Origin of the sequence: Pseudomonas sp. Z1-29 (assembly GCF_051131995.1) — a bacterium.
Classification (GTDB): domain Bacteria; phylum Pseudomonadota; class Gammaproteobacteria; order Pseudomonadales; family Pseudomonadaceae; genus Aquipseudomonas.
The window spans coordinates 3,628,408-3,648,927 of sequence record NZ_CP071645.1 but is presented as its reverse complement, the minus strand read 5'-3'; the positions used below and the strand labels follow the sequence as shown (position 1 = coordinate 3,648,927).

Below are 20,520 nucleotides of genomic sequence, written 5' to 3'. Positions count from 1 at the left end.
ATGAGGAGTTCGAACATGTCTTCTGCCATTGATAACGCCGGTGTCGAAAAGGGCGCCGCTTCCCTGGGCGCCCATCTGCTGCGCGATGTCAGCCTGCCGGCCCTGGTACTGCATCGCGAGGCACTGGAGCACAACATTCGCTGGATGCAAAAGTTTGTCAGCGACAGCGGCGCCGAGCTGGCGCCCCACGGCAAGACCAGCATGACTCCGGCGCTGTTTCGTCGCCAGCTTGAGGCCGGTGCCTGGGGCCTGACCCTGGCCACCGCAGTGCAGACCCGCGCCGCCTACGCCCATGGCGTGCGCCGGGTGCTGATGGCCAATCAATTGGTAGGCCAGCCGAACATGGCGCTGATCGCCGACCTGCTGGCCGACCCGGCGTTCGAATTCCATTGCCTGGTGGATCATCCAGACAACGTCGCCGAACTGGGGGCTTATTTCGCTTCGCGCGGCGCACGGTTGAACGTGATGATCGAGTACGGCGTGGTCGGCGGTCGTTGTGGTTGCCGGACCGAAGCCGAGGTACTTGCGCTGGCCGAGGCCATCGGTGCGCAACCGGCGTTGGCCTTGACCGGTATCGAAGGTTACGAAGGGGTGATCCACGGCGATCACGCCATCAGCGGCATCCGGGCGTTCGCCGCATCCCTCGTCGGGCTGGCGATGCAGTTGCAGGACAGCGGCGCGTTTGCCAACGACAAACCCATCATCACCGCCTCGGGTTCGGCCTGGTACGACCTGATCGCCGAATCCTTCGAGGCGCGCAATGCCCACGGGCGCTTCCTCAGCGTGTTGCGACCCGGCAGTTATGTGGCCCACGACCATGGCATCTACAAGGAGGCGCAATGCTGTGTGCTGGAGCGCCGCAGTGACCTGCACGAAGGCTTGCGTCCAGCGCTGGAAGTCTGGGCCCACGTGCAATCGCTGCCGGAGCCGGGCTTTGCGGTGATTGCCCTGGGCAAGCGCGACGTGGCCTACGACGCCGGGTTGCCGGTGCCGCTCAAGCGCTACACGCCGGGTTCGGACTCGGCGACGGGGGACGACGTCAGCGGCTGCAAGGTGACCGCGGTGATGGACCAGCATGCGTTCATGAGCGTGGCGCCGGGCGTTGAACTGCGGGTGGGCGACATCATTGCGTTCGGCACGTCCCATCCGTGCCTGACGTTCGACAAGTGGCGGGTGGGGTGCCTGGTGGATGAGGGGTTGCGGGTGGTCGAGAGCATGGAGACTTGTTTTTAAGAGTTGAGACCGAGTCGCGGCCTTCGCGAGCAGGCTCGCTCCCACAATTGGATCGCGGGTGACCAAGCGATCACTTGTGGAAGCGAGCCTGCTCGCGAAAGCGGCCCGCAACACACCGCTTAAATATCAGGATAACTCATGAGCAACACCAGACCCCGCATCGCCCTCATCGGCGAATGCATGATCGAACTGCAACACCGCGCCGACGGCAGCCTGCAGCAAAGCTTCGGCGGCGATACGCTGAACGCCGCGGTCTACCTGGCCCGGGCCTTGGGCGACAACGGCGCTGTGGATTACGTCACCGCGCTGGGCGACGACAGTTTCAGCGATGCCATGTGCCAGGGCTGGGCCGCCGAAAACATTGGTTTGGGCATGGTCCAGCGCTTGTCCGGGCGCCTGCCGGGCCTGTATTGCATCCAGACCGACGCGACGGGTGAGCGCCGCTTCCTGTACTGGCGCAACGAGGCGGCGGTGCGTGATTGCTTCACCTCGCCAGCCGCCGCGCCGATTCTCGCAGCGTTGGCCGACTACGATGTGCTGTATTTCAGCGGCGTGACCCTGGCAGTGATTGGCGAGCAGGGCCGGCGCAAACTCATCGACACGCTGGTCGAGGCGCGTCGGCGCGGGGCCCAGGTGGTGTTCGACAACAACTACCGGCCAAGGCTCTGGGCCTCGGTCGAGGCGGCCCGTGCGGCTTATCGCAGCGTGCTGCCCTACGTCGAGCTGGCGTTGTTGACCGTGGACGACGAACAGGCGCTGTTCGGCCATGCCGACAGCGAGGCGGTGTTCGCTGCCTATGCACAGTTGGGAACGCCTGAAGTGGTGCTCAAGCGCGGCGCCGAGGCTTGTCTGATTCGTTGCGACGGCCGGTCATATGAGGTGCCTGCCCTGCGGGTCGAGCGGGTGGTGGACACGACGGCGGCGGGAGACTCGTTCAGTGCCGCTTACCTGGCGAACCGCTTGCTCGGCGGCAGCCCGGCGGAAGCCGCCGAGGCCGGGCATTTGCTGGCAAGCCGGGTGATCCAGGTGCCGGGGGCGTTGATACCCCGGCAGTGACATCACGTCCCTGTGGCGAGGGAGCTTGCTCCCGCTGGCCTGCGCAGCAGGCCCATCCTTTGCGACTGCTGCGCAGCCGAGCGGGAGCAAGCTCCCTCGCCACAAAGGGCCGGTCCGCGCCCGGCATCGCTTCAGTCGCGGTAAAACACCTGCACCAGGTGATAGCCGAACTTGCTCTTGATCGGTCCGTGCACCACCCGCAGCGGTTTCTTGAAAATCACCGCATCGATCGCGCCGACCATCTGCCCAGGACGTACCTCACCCAGATCCCCGCCGCGCTTGCCGGAGGGGCAGGTGGAGTACTTTTTTGCCAACACGTCAAACGCTTCGCCCTTGGCGATGCGTTGCTTGAGCTGTTCGGCTTCTTCGGCGGTTTTCACCAGGATATGGCGGGCTTGGGCTTTCATTGCAGCGGTGACCTGAGCGGTGCGAAAGGGCGGCGATTATGCCTCAAGTCAGCTGCCATGGTTGATCATCGTCCGGATCTTGTTGGCCAGGAGATCGAGGGTGAACGGCTTGGCAACCATGTCCATGCCTTGCTCGAGGAACCCCTGGCGCTCGGTGGCTTTCTGCGCATAACCGGTCATGAACAGGACTTTCAAATCAGGCCGGTGCTGACGGGCGATTTCAGCCAGCTGCCGGCCGTTCATGCCTGGCAGGCCGACATCGGTCACCAGCAGGTCGATGCGCTGCCCGGATTCCAGCAACAGCAGAGCCTGCCGGCCGTCCTCGGCTTCGAGGGCGGTGTAGCCCAAGGTGGCCAGCAGGTCGAGCACGAGCATGCGCACCGCCGGTTCGTCTTCGACCAGCAACACGGTTTCCCCGGCAATGGCCGGCGGCGCGTCCGTGGCCGCCGGCGCTGCGGGTTGTTCGGTCGCGGCAACGCGCAGCCGCGGCAAGTACAACTGCACTCGCGTGCCCTGGCCTGGCACGCTGTCCAGGCTCAGGTGTCCGCCGGACTGCTGGGCAAAGCCGTAGATCATCGAAAGACCGAGGCCGGTGCCCTGGCCGATGGGTTTGGTGGTGAAGAACGGATCGAAGGCCTTGGCCAGCACGGCGGGAGTCATGCCGCTGCCGTTGTCGCGCACGGCGATCATCACGTAATCCCCGGCCTTGACCGGTTCCAGCGTGCTGATGTCGCTGCCGTCGAGGTAGACGTTGGCGGTTTCGATGGTCAACTCGCCGCCGTCGGGCATCGCGTCCCTGGCGTTGATCACCAGGTTGAGCAGGGCGTTTTCCAGTTGGCTGGCATCGGTACTGACCGGCCACAGCTCACCGGCCAGTTCAAGCCGCAGCACGATGTGATCGCCGGTGGTACGGCTCAACAGGTCTTCGAGAGAGCGCACCAGGCCATTGGCGTCCAAGGGTTTGCGGTCCAGCGACTGGCGCCGGGAAAAGGCCAGCAGGCGATGGGTCAGGGCCGCGGCACGGTTGGCCGAGGAGATGGCCGCTTCGGTAAACCGGCCTATCTCGGCGGCGCGGCCCGAGGCGATGTAGCGCTGCATCAGGTCCAGGCTGCCGAGAATGCCGGTGAGCATGTTATTGAAGTCATGGGCAATGCCGCCGGTGAGCTGGCCCACCGCTTCCATTTTCTGCGCATGGCGCAGCGCTTCTTCGGCGCGTTCGCGCTCGAACATCTCGCTTTGCAGGCGATGGTTGGCCTCGGCCAGTTGCTGGGTGCGGGCGATTACCCGTTCCTCCAGCGTTTCGTTGAGATTACGCAGCGCTTCTTCGGTTTTCTTGCGCTCGGTTTCGTCGATCACGAAGATGTAGAAGCCGTTCACCGCGCCGTCACTGCCATGGCGTGGCAGGTAGTTGATCAATGCATGCCGTGGCCGGCCATCGCGATGGGCTGACTGCACGGTGAAACTGCACGGCTTGCCCGCCAGGGCGCCGGCGATCTGTTCGGCGCGCGCCGCGTACGCTTCGTCGCCGATGACCTCGCGAATGGTCTTGCCGTACAGCTCCTGCGGGGTCAGCCCGTACCAGTTCAGGTAGGCGCTGTTGTTCAGGCGGAAACGCTCTTCGCGATCGACATAGCTGATCAGCACCGGCATGGCGTTGATGATCAGTTGCAGCTCGGTCTGGCTCTGGCGCAGGGCGTGCTCGGTGCGCTTGCGCTCGGTCAGGTCCAGCGCCGCGCCAAGGAAGCGCTTGGGCCGGCCGTGGCGATCCTTGTAGCAGCGCCCGCGCACGAATACCCAGCGCAGTTCACCGTCGGGCTGCAGCAGCCGGTACTCCTCGGCATATTCGGTGCCGTGGGTGATGCAATGCTTGATGCTGCGCGCGACCATCGCCCGGTCTTCGGGGTGCACGCCTTCCAGGTACGCGCTGATCGGCAGTTGCCGCGACAGGCTCGGATCGACGCCATGCAGCAGGGCGAAATGCGCATCGGCGATGAAGCGGTCTTCGCTGATGTCCCAGTCCCAGGTCCCCAGCGCATCGGTGGCCGCCAGCGCCAGTTGCAAGCGCTCCTCGCTTTCCTGCTGAGCCTTGAGGCTGGCCTCGGAACGCCGCTCGAATTCCTGGGCCAGCCGGCGTCTTTCGCTGGTCTCGATGGCCGTGACCAGGATGCCGGCAACACTGGCGCTTTCGTCGTGTATCGGGCTGTAGGTCAGGTCGAGCCACACGTCACAGAGGCGGCCACTGAAGGGCATGCGCCACCGTTTGTCGCGGCAGGCGTACATGCGCCCTTGCAACACGCTGTGATAAATCCCCTCGGTCTCGCCCCGAAGTTCAGGCCAGGCCGTGTGGGTGGGCTGGCCGAAGGCCCTGGGGTGCTTGTCGCCGACCAGCCGGGCATAGGCGTCGTTGTACAGATGGGTCAGCTGCGGCCCCCACAGCACGGCCATCGGCATGGGCGAGTGGAGCATGATGTCCACGGCGGTGCGCAGGCTCTGTGGCCAGGTATCGATGGCGCCCAAGGGGCTGGCGGTCCAGTCCTGACGGGCGATCAATTGCTGTGTGTCGCTGCCGGCGGGTATTGCATTCATCACGGGAGTTCCTGGATGTTCATATCGATGCGGCGGCTTCTACTATCCTCTGGAGAAGGTAAGCGCGGGTTGATCTGAAGTTTTTCTGGCTCGGGTCAACGTGTCCATTGAAGTTTGCGGAAGTTTTTCAGGCCATGGAAATTGATCCCTTGTTACGCATCCTGGCAAGCCAGGATGGTTCCGACCTCTACATGTCCACCGGTGCACCGCCCTGCGCGCGTTTTGAAGGTGTGCTCAAGCCGCTGAGCAACCAGGCGTTCAAGGTCGGCGAGATCGCCGGGCTCGCCGAGTCATTGATGGACGCCGAACAGCGCCTTGAGTTCGATCGGGAACTGGAAATGAACCTGGCGATTTCCCTGGCCGGTGTCGGGCGGTTCCGGGTCAACATCTTCAAACAGCGCAACGACGTGTCCATGGTGATACGCAACGTCAAGCTGGACATCCCGCGCTTCGAAGACCTGAAGCTGCCCAAGGTGCTGCTGGAAACCATCATGCAGAAGCAGGGGCTGATGTTGTTCGTCGGTGCGACGGGCTCGGGCAAGTCGACCTCCCTGGCGGCGCTGATCGATTACCGCAACCGCAACAGCAGCGGCCACATCATCACCATCGAGGACCCGGTGGAGTATATCCATCGGCATAAGAAATCGATCGTCAACCAGCGCGAAGTCGGGGTGGATACGCGCAGTTTTCATGCCGCGCTCAAGAATACCTTGCGCCAGGCGCCGGACGTGGTGCTGATCGGCGAAATCCGCGACCGGGAAACCATGGAGCATGCCCTGGCCTTCGCCGACACCGGCCATCTGGTGATTTCCACCCTGCATGCCCACAACGCCAACCAGGCCCTGGACCGGGTGATCAATTTTTTCCCGGAAGAACGCCGGGCGCAACTGCTGCACGACTTGGGCAACAACCTCAAGGCGTTTGTTTCCCAGCGCCTGGTGCGCACTCGCGGCGGTCAGCGGCGGGCGGCGGTGGAGGTGATGCTGGGCTCGCCGACGGTGGCCGACCTGATCCGGCGCAACGAGCTGGGCGAGCTCAAGGGCATCATGGAAAAGTCCGAGGAACTGGGCATGCAGACGTTCGACCAGGCATTGTTCAACCTGGTGGTCGAAGGCGCCATCGATGAGGAAGAAGCGCTGAAAAACGCCGATTCGGCGAACAACTTGCGTTTGCGCTTGAAGCTGCATGCGGAGACGGGGGCCGCGCCGCCGGCCGATCCGCCGGCGGGGGAGTGGGGACTGATGGATTGAGGTGACCCGTTGTGGCGAGGGGATTTATCCCCGCTGGGGCGCGTAGCGGCCCGAAACCAGCCACCTCGATATGTCAGACGTCAGCATGGGGCTGCTTCGCAGCCCAGCGGGGATAAATCCCCTCGCCACGAAGATCGTTTGCGATGCTTAGGACGCTAGCTCCGGCCGCCCGCGAAACTGCTCCAGCGCCTCGGGATTGGCCAGCGCATCGGTGTTCTTCACCGCCTCGCCATGCACCACGTTACGCACGGCCAGTTCCACCACTTTTCCGCTGATCGTGCGCGGAATGTCGCTGACCGCGAGGATTTTCGCCGGTACATGGCGCGGCGTCGTGTTAGCGCGGATGACCTGGCGAATCTTTTGCTCCAGGGTATCGTCCAGCACGACGCCATCACGCAGGCGCACGAACAGCACCACTCGTACGTCACCCTGCCATTGCTGGCCAATGGCGACGCTGTCGAGGACCTCTTCGACTTTTTCCACCTGCCGATAGATTTCCGCCGTGCCAATGCGCACGCCACCGGGGTTGAGCACCGCGTCGGAGCGTCCGTGGATCAGCAAGCCGCCGTGGGCCAGTTCTTCGGCGTAGTCCCCTTGGGCCCACACTCCGGGAAACTGGCTGAAATAGGAGGCGCGAAGTTTATCCTGGCGCGGGTCGTTCCAGAGCCCGATGGGCATCGCTGGAAAATGCCGGGTGCAGACCAGCTCGCCTTTCTCGCCGACCACCGCCTCGCCGGCCTCGTTCCAGACCTGCACCGCCATGCCCAGGCTCTTGCCCTGCATCTCGCCCCGGCGCACGGCGGACAGCGGGTTGCCGTTGATGAAACAGGAGACGATATCGGTACCGCCGGACATCGAGGCCAGGCAAACGTCGGCCTTGAAATCGCGGTAAACGTAATCGTAGCTGTGGGGGGCGAGAGCCGAGCCTGTGGACAGGAGGGTCTTGAGGCTGCCCAGGTCATGGCTCTGGCGTGGCTGGATGCCTTGGCTTTCCAGGGCGGCGAGGTATTTCGGGCTGGTGCCGAACGCGCTGATGCGCTGTTGGTCGATCAGGTCGAGCAGGCGTTCGGGACCAGGGTGAAACGGCGAGCCGTCATACAGCACCACCGAGCTGCCCACCGCCAGGGCCGAGACCAGCCAGTTCCACATCATCCAGCCGCAGGTGGTGTAGTAGAACAGCCGATCCCCGGGGCCGAGATCAACGTGCAGGCCATGTTCCTTCATATGTTGGAGCAGCACGCCGCCGGTGCTGTGGACGATGCACTTCGGCACGCCGGTGGTGCCGCTGGAGTAGAGGATATACAACGGATGATCGAACGGCACGCTGGCGAACTCCGGCGCGCCACCGCTTTGATAAAAGTTTTCCCACAGCGCGACGCCGGCCTGGGTGTTGAAATCCTCGACGCGAGCATCGGGTCGGGCGTAAGGCAGCACGATCAACTGTTGCAGGGACGGCAGCCGCGCAAGGATCTCGTTCACCTTCGGGCGCTGGTCGATGACCTTGCCGGCATAACGATAACCGGCACAGGTAATCAAAACCTTGGGCTCGATCTGGCCGAACCGGTCGATGACGCCCTGGGTGCCGAAATCCGGCGATGAGCACGACCAGATCGCCCCTAGGCTCGTCGTGGCGAGCATGCCCACCAGCGTCTGCCAGGTGTTGGGCATGCAAGCGGCGACCCGGTCGCCCTGGGTCACGCCGGCGGCTTGCAGGCTTTTCTGCAGGCCGGCGACATGGGCGGCGAGCTCGGCCCAGGTCAGCATTTGCTCGATGCCGTCTTCATCGACGGCAACCACCGCCACGGTGTTATCGCGACGGCGCAGCAGATGTTCGGCGAAACTCAGCGTGGCCCCCGGGAACCAGCGTGCGCTGGGCATGTGCGGGCCCTCCACCAGCACTGCGGTGGGGCGCTGGTGAAAACGGATGTCGAAGAAGTCCACGATGGCCTGCCAGAAAGCCTCGCGCTGGTCGATGCTCCAGGCGTGCAGGGCCGGGTAATCGTTCAACTGCAGCGAGTGCCGTTCGTTGACGAACCGGCGCAAGGCGTCCATGCGCGACCGGGCGATGCGTTCGGGGCTGGGTTGCCAGAGGATGTCGGACATGGGGTGCCTCTTGTTTTTCCGGGGCTTGCGAACATTGCAGCACACGGCGTTATTTATGGCGAGAAGCGCTTCTGTGGCGAGGGAGCAAGCTCCCTCGCCACGGGGATCGCGGAGGGTTATTGCGCCAACCACCCTCCATCAACATTCCACGCCGCGCCCCGCACCTGGCTGCCGGCTTCGCTGCAGAGGAACAGCACCAGTTCACCCAGCTGCGGCGGGGTGACGAATTCCAGGGACGGTTGCTTCTCGGCCAACAGGTCGTGCTGGGCCTGTTGCGGGTCGACGCCGCTGGCGATGCGGTCGTCGATCTGTTTCTGCACCAGTGGCGTCAGCACCCAGCCTGGGCAGATTGCATTGCACGTCACGTTGCTGGTAGCGGTTTCCAGGCCAACCACCTTAGTCAGCCCGATCACCCCGTGCTTCGCGGCGACGTAGGCGGCCTTGCCCACCGAACCGACCTGACCGTGCACCGAGGCGACGTTGACGATCCGTCCCCAGCCCTTGGCGCGCATGCCCGGCAGGCTCAGGCGAGTGGCGTGGAACACCGAAGACAGGTTGATAGCAATGATCGAATCCCAGCGCTCCACCGGGAAATCCTCCACGGCCGCCACGTGCTGGATCCCGGCATTGTTCACCAGGATGTCCACGCCGCCGAAATCGCGCTCGGCGTAGGCGAGCATGTCGGCAATCTGTGCCGGGTCGCTGACATCGGCCGGATGATGGCCGACCTTGCCACCGAACTGCTTGACTTCGGTGACCGCCGCCGAGGCATCGCCGAAGCCATTGAGGATCAGGTTGGCGCCGGCCTTGGCCAGGCTCAAGGCGATGCCCAGGCCGATGCCGCTGGTGGAACCGGTGACCAGGGCAGTCTTGCCCGAAAGAAATGTCGTCATGGAAACCTCACACAATGCCAGTGGCGTAGAACACACCGATCACGAAGAACACCGCGAGGGTCTTGATCAGCGTAATGCAGAAAATGTCTTTGTAGGCTTCACGGTGGGTCAGGCCGGTGACGGCCAGCAAGGTGATCACCGCGCCGTTGTGGGGCAGGGTGTCCATGCCGCCGCTGGCCATGGCGGCCACCCGGTGCAGCACTTCCAGGGGAATGTTGGCGGCGTGGGCGGCGCTGATGAAGGTTTCGGACATCGCCGCCAGGGCGATGCTCATGCCCCCCGACGCGGATCCGGTGATGCCGGCCAGCAGCGTTACGGTGACTGCTTCGTTGACCAGCGGATCGGGAATGTTCTTGAGCCAGTCGGCCAGCACGAGAAAGCCCGGCAATGAGGCGATCACCGCACCGAAACCGTATTCCGAAGCGGTGTTCATCGCCGCGAGCAGGGCACCGCCCACTGCGCTCTTGCTACCTTCGGCCAGTTTGCTGCGAATCGCGCGGAAGCCGAACAGCAGCACCATGACAATACCCACCAGCAAAGCGGCCTGTACCGCCCAGATCGCGGTGAGCTTGGCGATGTCGCTGGTCACCGGTGTCGCCATGCCCGGCAGCGCCAGGCTATGCGTCTTGCCGTACCACTGCGGGATCCACTGGGTAAACAGCAGGTTCATGATCCCCACCGCCAGCAGCGGCGAAACGGCGATCCACGGGTTGGGCAGCTTGATATCCTCAGCGGTTTCCGGCTCGTTGCGCAGTTCGGTGCCATAACCTTCACCGGCGCGTTGGGCCTTGTTGCGCTGGCGCTGCAAAAACAGCATGCCGAAGCAGAAGACGAAGATCGTACCGATCACGCCCAGCCACGGCGCCGCCCAGGCGGTGGTGTTGAAAAAGGTGCTGGGGATGATGTTCTGGATCTGCGGCGTGCCGGGCAGGGCGTCCATGGTGAACGAGAATGCGCCGAGGGCGATGGTGGCCGGAATCAGCCGCTTGGGGATATTGCTCTGGCGGAACATCTCCGCGGCGAACGGGTACACCGCGAACACCACGACGAACAGCGACACGCCGCCATACGTCAGCAACGCGCAGACCAGCACGATCACCAGCATGGCCTGGCGCGTGCCCAGCAGGCGAATCGCCGCGGCGACGATGGAGCGGGAGAAACCCGACAACTCGATCAGCTTGCCAAACACCGCGCCAAGCAGGAACACCGGGAAATAGAGTTTGATGAAACCGACCATCTTGTCCATGAACACCCCGGTGAATGCAGGGGCGACGGCGGATGGATCGGTAAGCAGGACCGCGCCGAGGGCGGCGATCGGGGCAAAGAGAATGACGCTGTAGCCACGGTAGGCGGCAACCATCAACAGCGTGAGGGCTGCCAAGGCAATGATCACACTCATGGTGTGTCTCCTGGGATTGTTATTTTTGTGGGTGATGCTCTGAGGAGGGCTATAGCGATATCTGTGCCAGATAGCTAAGTCGCTGATAGATAAGGATAATTTTTGTTACTGATAGGCGAGGGAGAAGGATTATTCTCTGTTTTGAGATTTTTGTTGGAGGGGCCGGCCTCTTCGCGAGCAGGCTCGCTCCCACATGAGACAGTGATGGACTGACAGAACGCTGTACCGGTGGGAGCGAGCCTGCTCGCGAAGAGCCCGAAGCGCTCCAAGATCGCCAGTCTAAAAAAAGAGATCTCAGTCTCTTTATTGAGACTCCGCAATCCCCAGCGCCACCATCTTCTTGTACAACGTCGATCTTCCCAGCCCCAACCGCTCGGCCGCCTCGACTACCTTGCCATCGCATTTCGCGAGGGTAGTTTCGATCAAGTGCCGGTCAAATCGAGCCCGGGCCTGGCTGAAGGTTTCCTGCGCCAATAACGGCTCCAGGGTCGGGCCTGTCGTGCGCTCAACCGGGATGAAAGTGCCGATGGCCGCGCGGATGTCAGCAGCGCTGAGCATCAGGTCGTCGCTGAGCAACGCGGCTCGTTCCAGCACGTTGCGCAACTCCCGAATGTTGCCCGGCCAGGCATGTTGGCCCAGCAGATCGAGGGCGTCGCGGTGCAGTTCGTGCTGGCTGCGCAGTTCTTCGAGGATCGCCTCACTCAGTGCCGGCAGATCATCCAGGCGCTCACGCAGCGGCGGGACCTGGATCGGCAGCACGTTGAGACGGTAATAGAGGTCGGCGCGGAACTCGCCGCGCTTGATTGCCGCTTCAAGATCGGTGGAGGTCGCGGCAATGATCCGCACATCGCTCTGCAACACCTCGTTGGAGCCGACCGGTTCGTATTCTTTCTCCTGAAGCACCCGCAGCAGTTTGCTTTGCAGCGGTAGCGGCATGTCGCCGATCTCGTCGAGGAACAGCGTGCCGCCTTGGGCGATCTGCAGTTTGCCGGCGCGGCCCTTGCGGTCGGCGCCGGTGAAAGCGCCTGGCGCGGTGCCGAAGAACTCGGCTTCGAGCAGCGATTCGGGGATGGCAGCGCTGTTGATGCTGACAAAGGCCTTGTGCGCCCGCGGTGAAGCACTATGGATCGCTTGGGCCAGCAACTCCTTGCCGGTACCGGTTTCGCCGAGCAGCAGCACCGGTGAATCGGTGCTGGCGCTGCGTCGGGCGCGGCGCTTGACCTCCAGGCCGGCGCTGCTGGTGCCGATGAAGTGGGCAAAGTTGTACTTGGTCTGCCGCGCCCGCAGCAACGAGCGGGTGGAGGCCAGTTCTTCCTGCATGCTCAGATAGCGCTTGAGCATCGGCGACAGGCTGCGCAACTCATCGAACAGGGCAAAACCGATGGCGCCGATCACCGCGCCGGCGTTGTCGTGGATCGGCAGGCGCATCACCACCAGCGGTTCCTTGGGCGTGTCCTGCATGTCCAGCAGGATCGGCCGTCCGGTGCGCACCACCTCACGCAGCAAGCTGCCGGGGATGACGCTTTCGCAGGCGCGGCCGATGGCTTCCTGCGCCGAATTCAGGCCGAAACGACGGGCGTAGCGCTCGTTCATCCAGACGATATTCGCATCGCGATCGACAATGACCGTGCCTTCGCTGGACTGCTCGATGATCTCGAACAGCGAGCGGATCGCCAGCGTGCGTACGCGCTTGTAGTCCTTGAGACTTTCGGTGGGATTCATCAGGCATTCCAAAAAGAGGTGGGCTTGCCGGCACCCTCGGATGAGTCGCGGCATTATGCCTGATCAAACTCGGCGTTCTGTAGTGGGGCCAAGCCGGTGGAGAGGGCTGTTTTTACCGCCAGAATTGCCACAAGAAAAGCTGTACGTATGAAATACTCTGTACATGTTTTTAGGCCTGTTCGCGACTGTACTGGAGGATCCATGAATAAATTCAACCCTCGCAAACTCAAGCTTTCCAAGTGGACCGCCTGCCAGCCCGTCAACCGGGAAAAGCATTTTCTCGTCACCCAATTGCTCTGCGACGAACAGGATTGCCCCGTTCAGGTCGAGTTGCAGGCGGTGTATAGCGGACGGGTGGCCGTGCTGGACTGGGGTGATCTGACCGACAGCGAACGGTGGAAAATCGGTTGGCATTGAGTCTTGGACAGGTAAGCGAATTTTCCTTCAGAAATTGTACATATAAAAAATTATGTACAACTTTTGCGACGATGATGGCTTAATGGTGCCTCTTCAGAAAAGGCATTCCGCCTTTCAGACGGCTACGGCCAAGCACTCATGTCACCGGGAGCGGCACCCATGTTCATTCGCACTCGCAAACATCAGGACGTCTTGCACGAGACCCAGGGCGCACTGGCCTCTCTCGAAGCCGAGCGGGCGGCTTTTCACCAATCGATGGCGATCGTCGAGTTCGCGCCTTCAGGCGAAATACTTGGCGCCAACGCGCTGTTTCTGAACATGACCGGCTACGTGCTGGATGACATCCTCGGCAAGCATCACCGGATGTTCTGCGCGCCTGAGTACGCCGGCAGCCGCGAATATGCGGTGTTATGGCAGCAACTGGCCCAGGGTGAGGGTAGCGAACAGCAGTACCTTCATCTGGCACGCGATGGCCTTGGGTCGTGGGTGCAGGCCAGCTACATTCCTGTGCGTGATCAGCGCGCCAGGGTCGAACGCATCATCCAGGTCAGCCGCGACATCAACGACCGCGTGCTACGGGCTCAGGCCGAGTCGAGTTTCATGCAGGCGATCGATCGCTCCATGGCGGTGATCGAGTTCGATCTGGGCGGTCATGTCATCAATGCCAACGTCAACTTCCAGAAGGTCATGGGTTATGGCCTGGAGGAGGTTCGCGGCCAGCACCATCGGATTTTCTGCGAGCCTGGCGAAGTTCAAGGCGAAGCCTATCGCGATTTCTGGGCTGGACTGAACCGTGGCGAATACAAGAGCGGGCTTTTCCAGCGCGTCGACAGGCACGGCAACACCGTCTGGCTGCAGGCCACCTATAACCCGCTCTACGATGCCCAAGGCCATTTGTACGGGGTGGTCAAGTTTGCCACCGACAGCACGCGTGAAGTCGAGCAACGCCAGACCGAATCAAAGGCGGCACAGTTGGCCTTCGAGACGTCCCGGCAGACGGATGAGCACACCCAATTGGGCACCGCCGTCGTGCAGCAGACCGTGACCGTAGTGCAAAGTATCGCCGATGAACTGCAACAGGTCGCTACCGGGATCAGCGCCCTCAGCGCGCAGTCCGAAGAGATCGGCAACATTGTCGATGCCATCCGGGGAATCGCGGAACAGACCAACCTGCTTGCGCTCAATGCGGCCATCGAGGCCGCTCGTGCCGGTGAGCAGGGTCGCGGCTTCGCGGTGGTTGCCGATGAAGTGCGCAATCTGGCCCGGCGTACCAGCCAGGCGACCGTTGCCATTACCGAAGTGGTCGGCAAGAACCGCGACCTGGCCAGGCAGGCGGTGGGCAGCATGCAATCGAGTACCGCCAAGGCCGAGCAAGGCGTGAAGCTGGCGAACCAGGCCGGCACCGTCATCCTCGACATCCACCGGGGCGCGAAGCAGGTTGTGGAAGTCATGGGCGAATTCGCCCAGACCCTGGACCAGCGCCGCGAAGCCTGACCGGGCCAGGCTTATCCCGGATGGGCCGCCGCCAGCAGCTCCCGGGTATAAGGGTGTCGGGGCGAGTCGAATACGTCGTGGCTGGCGCCTTGCTCGACGACCTTGCCGTCCTTGATCACGATCATGTCATGGGCCAGGGCTCGCACGACCGCCAGGTCGTGGCTGATGAACAGGTAGGTCAGGCCGTGTTTTTCCTGGAGCTGGCGGAGCAGGGCGACCACTTGTTTCTGCACCGTGCGATCCAGCGCCGAAGTTGGTTCGTCCAGCAGGATCAGCGCGGGCTTGAGCACCAGCGCCCGGGCGATGGCGATGCGCTGGCGCTGGCCGCCGGAAAACTCGTGCGGGTAACGATGCCGGCTCTGCGGGTCGAGGCTGACTTCCTTGAGCGCCTGGATCACCTGGGCTTCGCATTGCTCGGCGCTGGACCTGCTGTGGACCTCCAGGCCTTCGCTGATGATCTGCTGCACCGACATTCGCGGGCTGAGGCTGCCAAACGGGTCCTGGAAGACGATCTGCATCTGCTTGCGCCAGGGCCGCAGTTCTTTCTGCGACAGCTGATCAAGGGCTGCGCCGCTAAAACGGATGCTGCCTTCGGATTCGATCAACCGCAGGATCGCCTGGCCGAGCGTGGACTTGCCGGAACCGGATTCGCCAACAATGCCCAGGGTCTTGCCGCGCTGGATGCTCAGGCTGATGCCATCCACGGCGCGCAGGTATTGCTTGCGCCGCAACAGCCCGCCACCGATGGGGAAGCTGACCCGCAAATCCTCAACCTGCAACACGTCTTCGCGCTCGTCCCGGGGCAGGGCTTCGCCTTCCGGCTCGGCGTGCAGCAGTTCGCAGCTGTAGGGGTGTTGCGGTGCGCTGAACAACGTTTCGCAAGGCGCCTGCTCGACGATTTCTCCCGCCTTCATCACGCACACCCGCTGGGCGATGCTGCGCACCAGGTTGAGGTCATGGCTGATCAGCAGCAGGGACATGCCGAGCCGCTGCTGCAATGACTTGAGCAGCAGGAGGATCTTGCGTTGCACCGTCACGTCCAGGGCGGTGGTTGGCTCGTCGGCAATCAGCAACTCCGGTTCGCAGGCCAGGGCCATGGCGATCATGACCCGCTGGCGCTGACCGCCCGATAGTTGGTGGGGATAGGCCTTGAGCCGTTCGGCCGGGTTCTGGATACCCACCAGGTCGAGCAGTTCCAGGATCCGCTGGCGCGCCGCTTTGCCGCCCAGTCCCCTGTGCAGCATCAATGTCTCGCCAATCTGTTTTTCGACGCTGTGCAATGGATTCAGCGACGTCATCGGCTCCTGGAAAATCATTGCGATCCGATTGCCGCGCAACTCGCGCAAGGTCTTGGCCTCGGCGCCCACCAGTTCCTGGTCTCGATAACGAATGCTGCCGGTGGTGCGTGCGCCGCTGTCGGTCAGCAATTGCAGAATCGAGTGAGCCGTCACCGACTTGCCTGAGCCGGATTCGCCCACCAGGGCCAGGCATTCGCCAGGGCGGATATCCAGGCACAGGTCGCGCACTACCGGCTGGTCGTTGAAGGCCACGTTCAGGTTGCGGATTTCGATCAGGTTGTCGCTCATCTAAAAGCTCCGCTTCAAGACCGGGGATCAAAGGCGTCGCGCAACGCCTCGCCAATGAACACCAGCAGCGACAGAATCAGTGCCAGGGTGAAGAACGCCGTCAATCCCAGCCACGGCGCTTGCAGGTTCTGTTTGCCCTGGGCGATCAACTCACCCAGGGACGCGCTGCCGGCCGGCATGCCGAAGCCGAGAAAGTCCAGGGCCGTCAGCGTGGATATCGCGCCGGTGAGGATGAACGGCAGGTAACTCAAGGTCGCGTTCATGGCGTTGGGCAGGATGTGTCGCACGATCACCTTGCGGTCGGTCAGGCCCAAGGCCCGTGCCGCTTTCACGTACTCCAGGTTGCGCCCGCGCAAGAACTCGGCGCGCACCACGTCCACCAGCGCCAGCCAGGAGAACAGCGCCATGATCCCCAGCAGCCACCAGAAATTCGGTTCCACGAAACCGGACAGGATGATCAGCAGATAGAGCACCGGCAACCCGGACCAGACTTCCAGCAACCGTTGCCCGAGCAGATCCACCCAGCCGCCGTAATAGCCCTGCAAGGCGCCGGCGGTAATTCCGATCAGCGCACTGATGGCGGTCAAGGCCAGGGCGAACAGGATCGACACCCGCGCGCCGAAGATCACCCGCGCCAGCACATCACGGGCCTGATCATCGGTGCCCAGCCAGTTGACCGTCGACGGCGGGCTTGGCGCCGGCTGGTTGAGGTCGTAGTTGGGCGTGTCGTCGCTGAAAGGAATGGGCGGGAAGAGCAGCCAGCCGCCATCCTGGTGAATCAGGTTCTGTACATAGTTGCTGCGATAGTCGGCCTGGAACGGCAACTGACCGCCAAATTCCTGCTCGGTGTAGCGCTTGAAAACCGGGAAGTACAGCGAGCCCTGATAGCTCACCACCCATGGCTTGTCGTTGGCGATCAGTTCACCGCCCAGGGTCAGGGCGAACAGGCCGATGAACAGCCACAGCGACCACCAGCCACGACGGTTTTTCTTGAAGCGCTCGAAACGCCGCCGGCCCAAGGGCGAGAACTTGAACATCAGGCGTTCCTCGCGGCGAAGTCGATACGCGGGTCCACCAGGGTGTAGCAGAGGTCACCGATGAGCTTTATCAGCAGGCCGAACAGGGTGAAGATGAACAGCGAGCCGAACACCACCGGATAGTCTCGGGACACGGCGGCTTCATAACTCATGCGCCCCAGGCCATCGAGGGAGAAAATGACCTCGATCAGCAACGAGCCGGCGAAGAACACGCTGATGAATGCCTGGGGAATGCCCGAGACCACCAGCAGCATCGCGTTGCGAAACACGTGGCCGTACAACACGCGCCGTTCGCTCATGCCTTTGGCCCGGGCCGTCACCACGTATTGACGGGTGATTTCGTTGAGAAACGAATTTTTGGTCAGGATCGTCAGGGTGGCAAAGCCGCCGATGACCAGCGACGTGACGGGCAGCACCAAATGCCAGAAGTAATCGGCGATCTTGCCCAGCGTCGATAGTGATTCGAAGTTGTCCGACACCAGTCCGCGCACGGGGAACCAGTTGAGGGAGGTGCCGCCGGCGAACATGACAATCAGGAACATGGCGAACAGGAACGCCGGCATCGCATAGCCGATGATAATCGCGGTGCTGCTCCACACGTCGAATGCCGAACCGTGGTGCACGGCCTTGCGAATGCCCAGCGGAATCGACACCAGGTAAGTGATCAGCGTCGCCCACAGCCCTAGGGAAATGGTCACCGGCATCTTTTCCAGGATCAGGTCGGTGACCGTGGCGCCGCGGAAAAAGCTCTTGCCGAAATCCAGGCGGGCATAGCTGGTGAGCATCAGCCACAGGCGTTCGTGGGCGGGCTTGTCGAAACCGTACTGTTTCTCGATGTCCTTGATCAGTTGCGGGTCCAGGCCACGGCTGGCGCGCGAGCTGCCGGCCATGGCATTGCCCGAACTGCCGACGCTGGCGCCGCCGATACCCTGCAGGTGGGCGATGGCCTGTTCGACCGGCCCGCCCGGTGCCGCCTGCACGATCACGAAGTTCACCAGCAGAATGATCATCAGCGTCGGGATGATCAGCAGCAGGCGCCGTGCAATATAAGCCCACATCAGTGATGTCCTCCTGGTGCGCTGCGCTTGATGCGTTCGGCGGTCATCTGTTCGTTGGTCAACGGCGTGGTGCTGACTTCCCACCAGCTTTCGATGGCTTCGTCATTGCTGGCCTGGACCTTCGGCATGCCGAAGCGATTCCACCACACGGTCGAGCTGCCGGGTGGGTAATAGTTGGGGATCCAGTAGTAATTCCATTGCAGTACCCGGTCCAGGGCGTGGGCATGGCGGAGCATGTCGCTCTGGGTGGTGGCCTTGACCAGGCCGTCGATGAGGGCATCCACGGCTGGGTTCTGCAGGGCCATGTAGTTGTTTGCGCCCGGGTCATTGGCGGCCGCCGAGCCGAAATAATTATAGAGTTCCATGCCGGGCGAGGTGCTCACGGGGTAACCGGTGATGATCATGTCGTAGTCGCGACTCATCAGGCGGTTGACGTACTGGGACGAGTCGATGCGCCGGATGCTCATGTCGATGCCGATTTGGGCCAGGGTCCGCTTGTAGGGCAGCAACAGACGGTCGATACCGTTCTGGGTATTCAGGAACGTGAAGCTCAGGGGCTCGCCTTCGGCATTCACCAACCGGTCGCCGTGGGGCTTCCAGCCGGCCTGTTCGAGCAGCGCCAGGGCTTGCAGCTGTTTGTCACGGATCACGCCGCTGCCGTCGGTTTTCGGCGCCTCGAATACCTGCATGAACACCTCATCCGGGACTTTGCCGCGCAACGGTTCGAGGATCGCCAGTTCCGCCGCATCGGGGAGTTGCCGGGCGGCGAGGTCGGTGTTGGAAAAGAAACTCTGCTGACGCACATAGGCATTGCGCATCATCTGGCGATTGCTCCATTCGAAATCCCAGAGCATGGCCAGCGCCTGGCGTACGCGGCGGTCCTGGAACTGCGGGCGTTGCAGGTTGAACACGAAGCCCTGTGCCGGCTGCGGCGCTTCGGTGGCGAGGTGGGCCTTTTGCAGGCGACCGTCGCGCAGGGCCGGGCTGTCGTAGCCGATGGCAAAACCGGTCGCGGAAAACTCGCGGTTGTAGTCGTAGGCGCCGCCACGCAGGACCTGTCGGGCCACATCGGTATCGCCGAAATATTCAATGCTGAAATGGTCGAAATTATACAAGCCGCGACTGACCGGCAGATCCTTGCCCCACCAGTCTGCATTGCGTTCGAAAGTGATGCTGCGACCCGAGTCGACTTTGCTCACCCGGTACGGACCACTGCCCAGCGGGGCTTCGTAGCCGCCGCCATTGGCGAAGTCGCGGGTTTTCCACCAATGCTCGGGAAACACCGGCAGGGTGGCAATATCCAATGGTAGCGTGCGGTTTTCGTTGTTCTTGAAATCAAAACGAACGCTGCGAGGCGATTCCACCACGACGCCTTTGACTGCGGCGAACTGGGTGCGGTAGCGCAGGCTGCCCTGGGTCATCAGCAGCTCGAAGCTGTAGCGCACGTCCTCGGCGGTAATGGGCTTGCCGTCGGCGAAGCGGGCTTTGGCGTTCAGGTAGAAGCGCAGCGACAGACCATCCTCGGCACGCTCCATTTTCTCGGCCACCAGGCCGTAGACGGTGTAGGGCTCGTCCAGCGAACGCTGGGCCAGCGGCGAATAGAGCATGCCGTCGACCTGGCTGACACCGATGCCTTTGTCGATATAGGGCAGGATATGGTCGAAATGACCGATCTCGATGGCCGAGCGGCGCATCGTGCCGCCCTTGGGGGCCTGGGGATTGGCATAGGCAAAGTGGCCGAAGCCTTCGGCGTATTTGGCCGGCTCGCCATAAACAGTCAGGGCATGTTGGGGGGCGGCGCTCACACCTGCGGCGCCTGTCAGCAGGACCACGGCAGTGAGTAGCCAGGAGGGAAACGCCAGTCGCATTGTCAGCCTTAGAGCCGGGTGATCGATGACCATGATTTGTACGCGAGCGGCGCGCTCATCGCCAGCCCCTCGCATCACGCAAACATGACGGCCCACCAAAGGGCGGGCCGTCATGTCGATAAACCGGGATCAGTCCTGGCGGCTGGTGACTTCCAGCAGGTGATAGCCAAACTGGGTCTTGACCGGGCCCTGGACCACATTGATCGGGGCGCTGAACACCACGGTGTCGAACTCCTTGACCATCTGGCCTGGACCGAACGAGCCCAGGTCACCGCCCTGACGGCTGGACGGGCAAGTGGAGTTTGCCTTGGCGACTTCGGCAAAATCAGCGCCGCCTTCGATCTGGGCCTTGAGTTCGTTGCACTTGTCTTCGCTGGATACCAGGATGTGGCGGGCAGTGGCTTTGGCCAT

Annotated in this window: 15 protein-coding genes and 2 pseudogenes; 6 read left to right on the top strand and 11 right to left on the bottom strand. The window is 62.7% G+C overall.

The annotated features are described in order from the left end of the window. Window positions 1-15 precede the first annotated feature (15 nt). The gene (locus tag J3P84_RS16370; protein ID WP_434624433.1) at window positions 16-1,233 is read left to right on the top strand and encodes an amino acid deaminase; all 1,218 of its coding nucleotides are present in this window, start codon (window positions 16-18) and stop codon (window positions 1,231-1,233) included. 138 nt (window positions 1,234-1,371) lie between these two features. Continuing rightward, window positions 1,372-2,289, top strand: coding sequence for a sugar kinase (locus J3P84_RS16365; RefSeq protein WP_434624431.1), 918 nt, complete (start codon window positions 1,372-1,374; stop codon window positions 2,287-2,289). A 131-nt stretch (window positions 2,290-2,420) separates the two neighbouring features. Here the strand turns inward: J3P84_RS16365 and J3P84_RS16360 are convergent, their stop codons facing one another. Together J3P84_RS16360 and J3P84_RS16355 are read right to left on the bottom strand one after the other, a co-directional pair. Continuing rightward, entirely contained in the window at window positions 2,421-2,696 is a 276-nt protein-coding gene (locus J3P84_RS16360; protein WP_019690952.1) for a peptidylprolyl isomerase, read from the bottom strand. Between the two features lie 48 nt (window positions 2,697-2,744). Then, the gene (locus J3P84_RS16355) at window positions 2,745-5,282 is read right to left on the bottom strand and encodes a PAS domain S-box protein (protein WP_434624429.1); all 2,538 of its coding nucleotides are present in this window, start codon (window positions 5,280-5,282) and stop codon (window positions 2,745-2,747) included. 134 nt (window positions 5,283-5,416) lie between these two features. Between J3P84_RS16355 and J3P84_RS16350 the strand changes: the two genes are divergently transcribed. Then, window positions 5,417-6,532 (top strand): PilT/PilU family type 4a pilus ATPase, encoded by a 1,116-nt coding sequence (locus tag J3P84_RS16350; protein WP_434624427.1) that lies wholly within the window; start codon window positions 5,417-5,419, stop codon window positions 6,530-6,532. 147 nt (window positions 6,533-6,679) lie between these two features. Here the strand turns inward: J3P84_RS16350 and J3P84_RS16345 are convergent, their stop codons facing one another. The 4 genes from J3P84_RS16345 to J3P84_RS16330 all read right to left on the bottom strand — a co-directional run bounded on the left by J3P84_RS16345 (window position 6,680) and on the right by J3P84_RS16330 (window position 12,649). Further along, window positions 6,680-8,635 carry an acetoacetate--CoA ligase gene (locus J3P84_RS16345; RefSeq protein ID WP_434624425.1) on the bottom strand — a complete coding sequence of 652 codons (1,956 nt, stop codon included), beginning with the start codon at window positions 8,633-8,635 and terminating at the stop codon, window positions 6,680-6,682. 116 nt (window positions 8,636-8,751) lie between these two features. Continuing rightward, complete coding sequence (locus J3P84_RS16340) at window positions 8,752-9,528, bottom strand: 3-hydroxybutyrate dehydrogenase (RefSeq protein WP_434624423.1); 777 nt, start codon at window positions 9,526-9,528, stop codon at window positions 8,752-8,754. 7 nt (window positions 9,529-9,535) lie between these two features. Further along, complete coding sequence (locus J3P84_RS16335; RefSeq protein WP_305495295.1) at window positions 9,536-10,927, bottom strand: GntP family permease; 1,392 nt, start codon at window positions 10,925-10,927, stop codon at window positions 9,536-9,538. A gap of 303 nt (window positions 10,928-11,230) precedes the next feature. Next, window positions 11,231-12,649, bottom strand: a complete 1,419-nt coding sequence (locus tag J3P84_RS16330) for a sigma-54 interaction domain-containing protein (protein ID WP_434624421.1) — start codon at window positions 12,647-12,649, stop codon at window positions 11,231-11,233. A 201-nt stretch (window positions 12,650-12,850) separates the two neighbouring features. Here J3P84_RS16330 and J3P84_RS16325 point away from each other — a divergent pair, with 201 nt between their 5' ends. The 3 genes and pseudogenes from J3P84_RS16325 to J3P84_RS16315 form a co-directional block, all read left to right on the top strand. Next, a complete protein-coding gene (locus J3P84_RS16325) occupies window positions 12,851-13,066 on the top strand; it encodes a TIGR02450 family Trp-rich protein (protein WP_434624419.1) in 216 nt (71 codons plus the stop codon). Window positions 13,067-13,204: 138 nt separating this feature from the next. Continuing rightward, window positions 13,205-13,957: pseudogene (locus tag J3P84_RS16320) on the top strand (PAS domain-containing protein); the annotation flags it as partial. 231 nt (window positions 13,958-14,188) lie between these two features. After that, a pseudogene (locus tag J3P84_RS16315) lies at window positions 14,189-14,560 on the top strand (methyl-accepting chemotaxis protein); the annotation flags it as partial. Between the two features lie 11 nt (window positions 14,561-14,571). Here the strand turns inward: J3P84_RS16315 and J3P84_RS16310 are convergent. The 5 genes from J3P84_RS16310 to J3P84_RS16290 all read right to left on the bottom strand — a co-directional run bounded on the left by J3P84_RS16310 (window position 14,572) and on the right by J3P84_RS16290 (window position 20,520). Beyond that, the gene (locus J3P84_RS16310; protein ID WP_434624417.1) at window positions 14,572-16,146 is read right to left on the bottom strand and encodes an ABC transporter ATP-binding protein; all 1,575 of its coding nucleotides are present in this window, start codon (window positions 16,144-16,146) and stop codon (window positions 14,572-14,574) included. A 14-nt stretch (window positions 16,147-16,160) separates the two neighbouring features. Next, window positions 16,161-17,183, bottom strand: coding sequence for an ABC transporter permease (locus J3P84_RS16305; RefSeq protein ID WP_434624415.1), 1,023 nt, complete (start codon window positions 17,181-17,183; stop codon window positions 16,161-16,163). Further along, a complete protein-coding gene (locus tag J3P84_RS16300) occupies window positions 17,183-18,241 on the bottom strand; it encodes a microcin C ABC transporter permease YejB (RefSeq protein WP_434624413.1) in 1,059 nt (352 codons plus the stop codon). Before J3P84_RS16300 ends, J3P84_RS16305 begins: the two co-directional genes overlap by 1 nt. After that, entirely contained in the window at window positions 18,241-20,109 is a 1,869-nt protein-coding gene (locus J3P84_RS16295) for an extracellular solute-binding protein (protein ID WP_434631373.1), read from the bottom strand. The genes J3P84_RS16300 and J3P84_RS16295 overlap by 1 nt, the downstream gene beginning before the upstream one ends. Window positions 20,110-20,238: 129 nt before the next feature. After that, a complete protein-coding gene (locus J3P84_RS16290) occupies window positions 20,239-20,520 on the bottom strand; it encodes a peptidylprolyl isomerase (RefSeq protein ID WP_007912303.1) in 282 nt (93 codons plus the stop codon).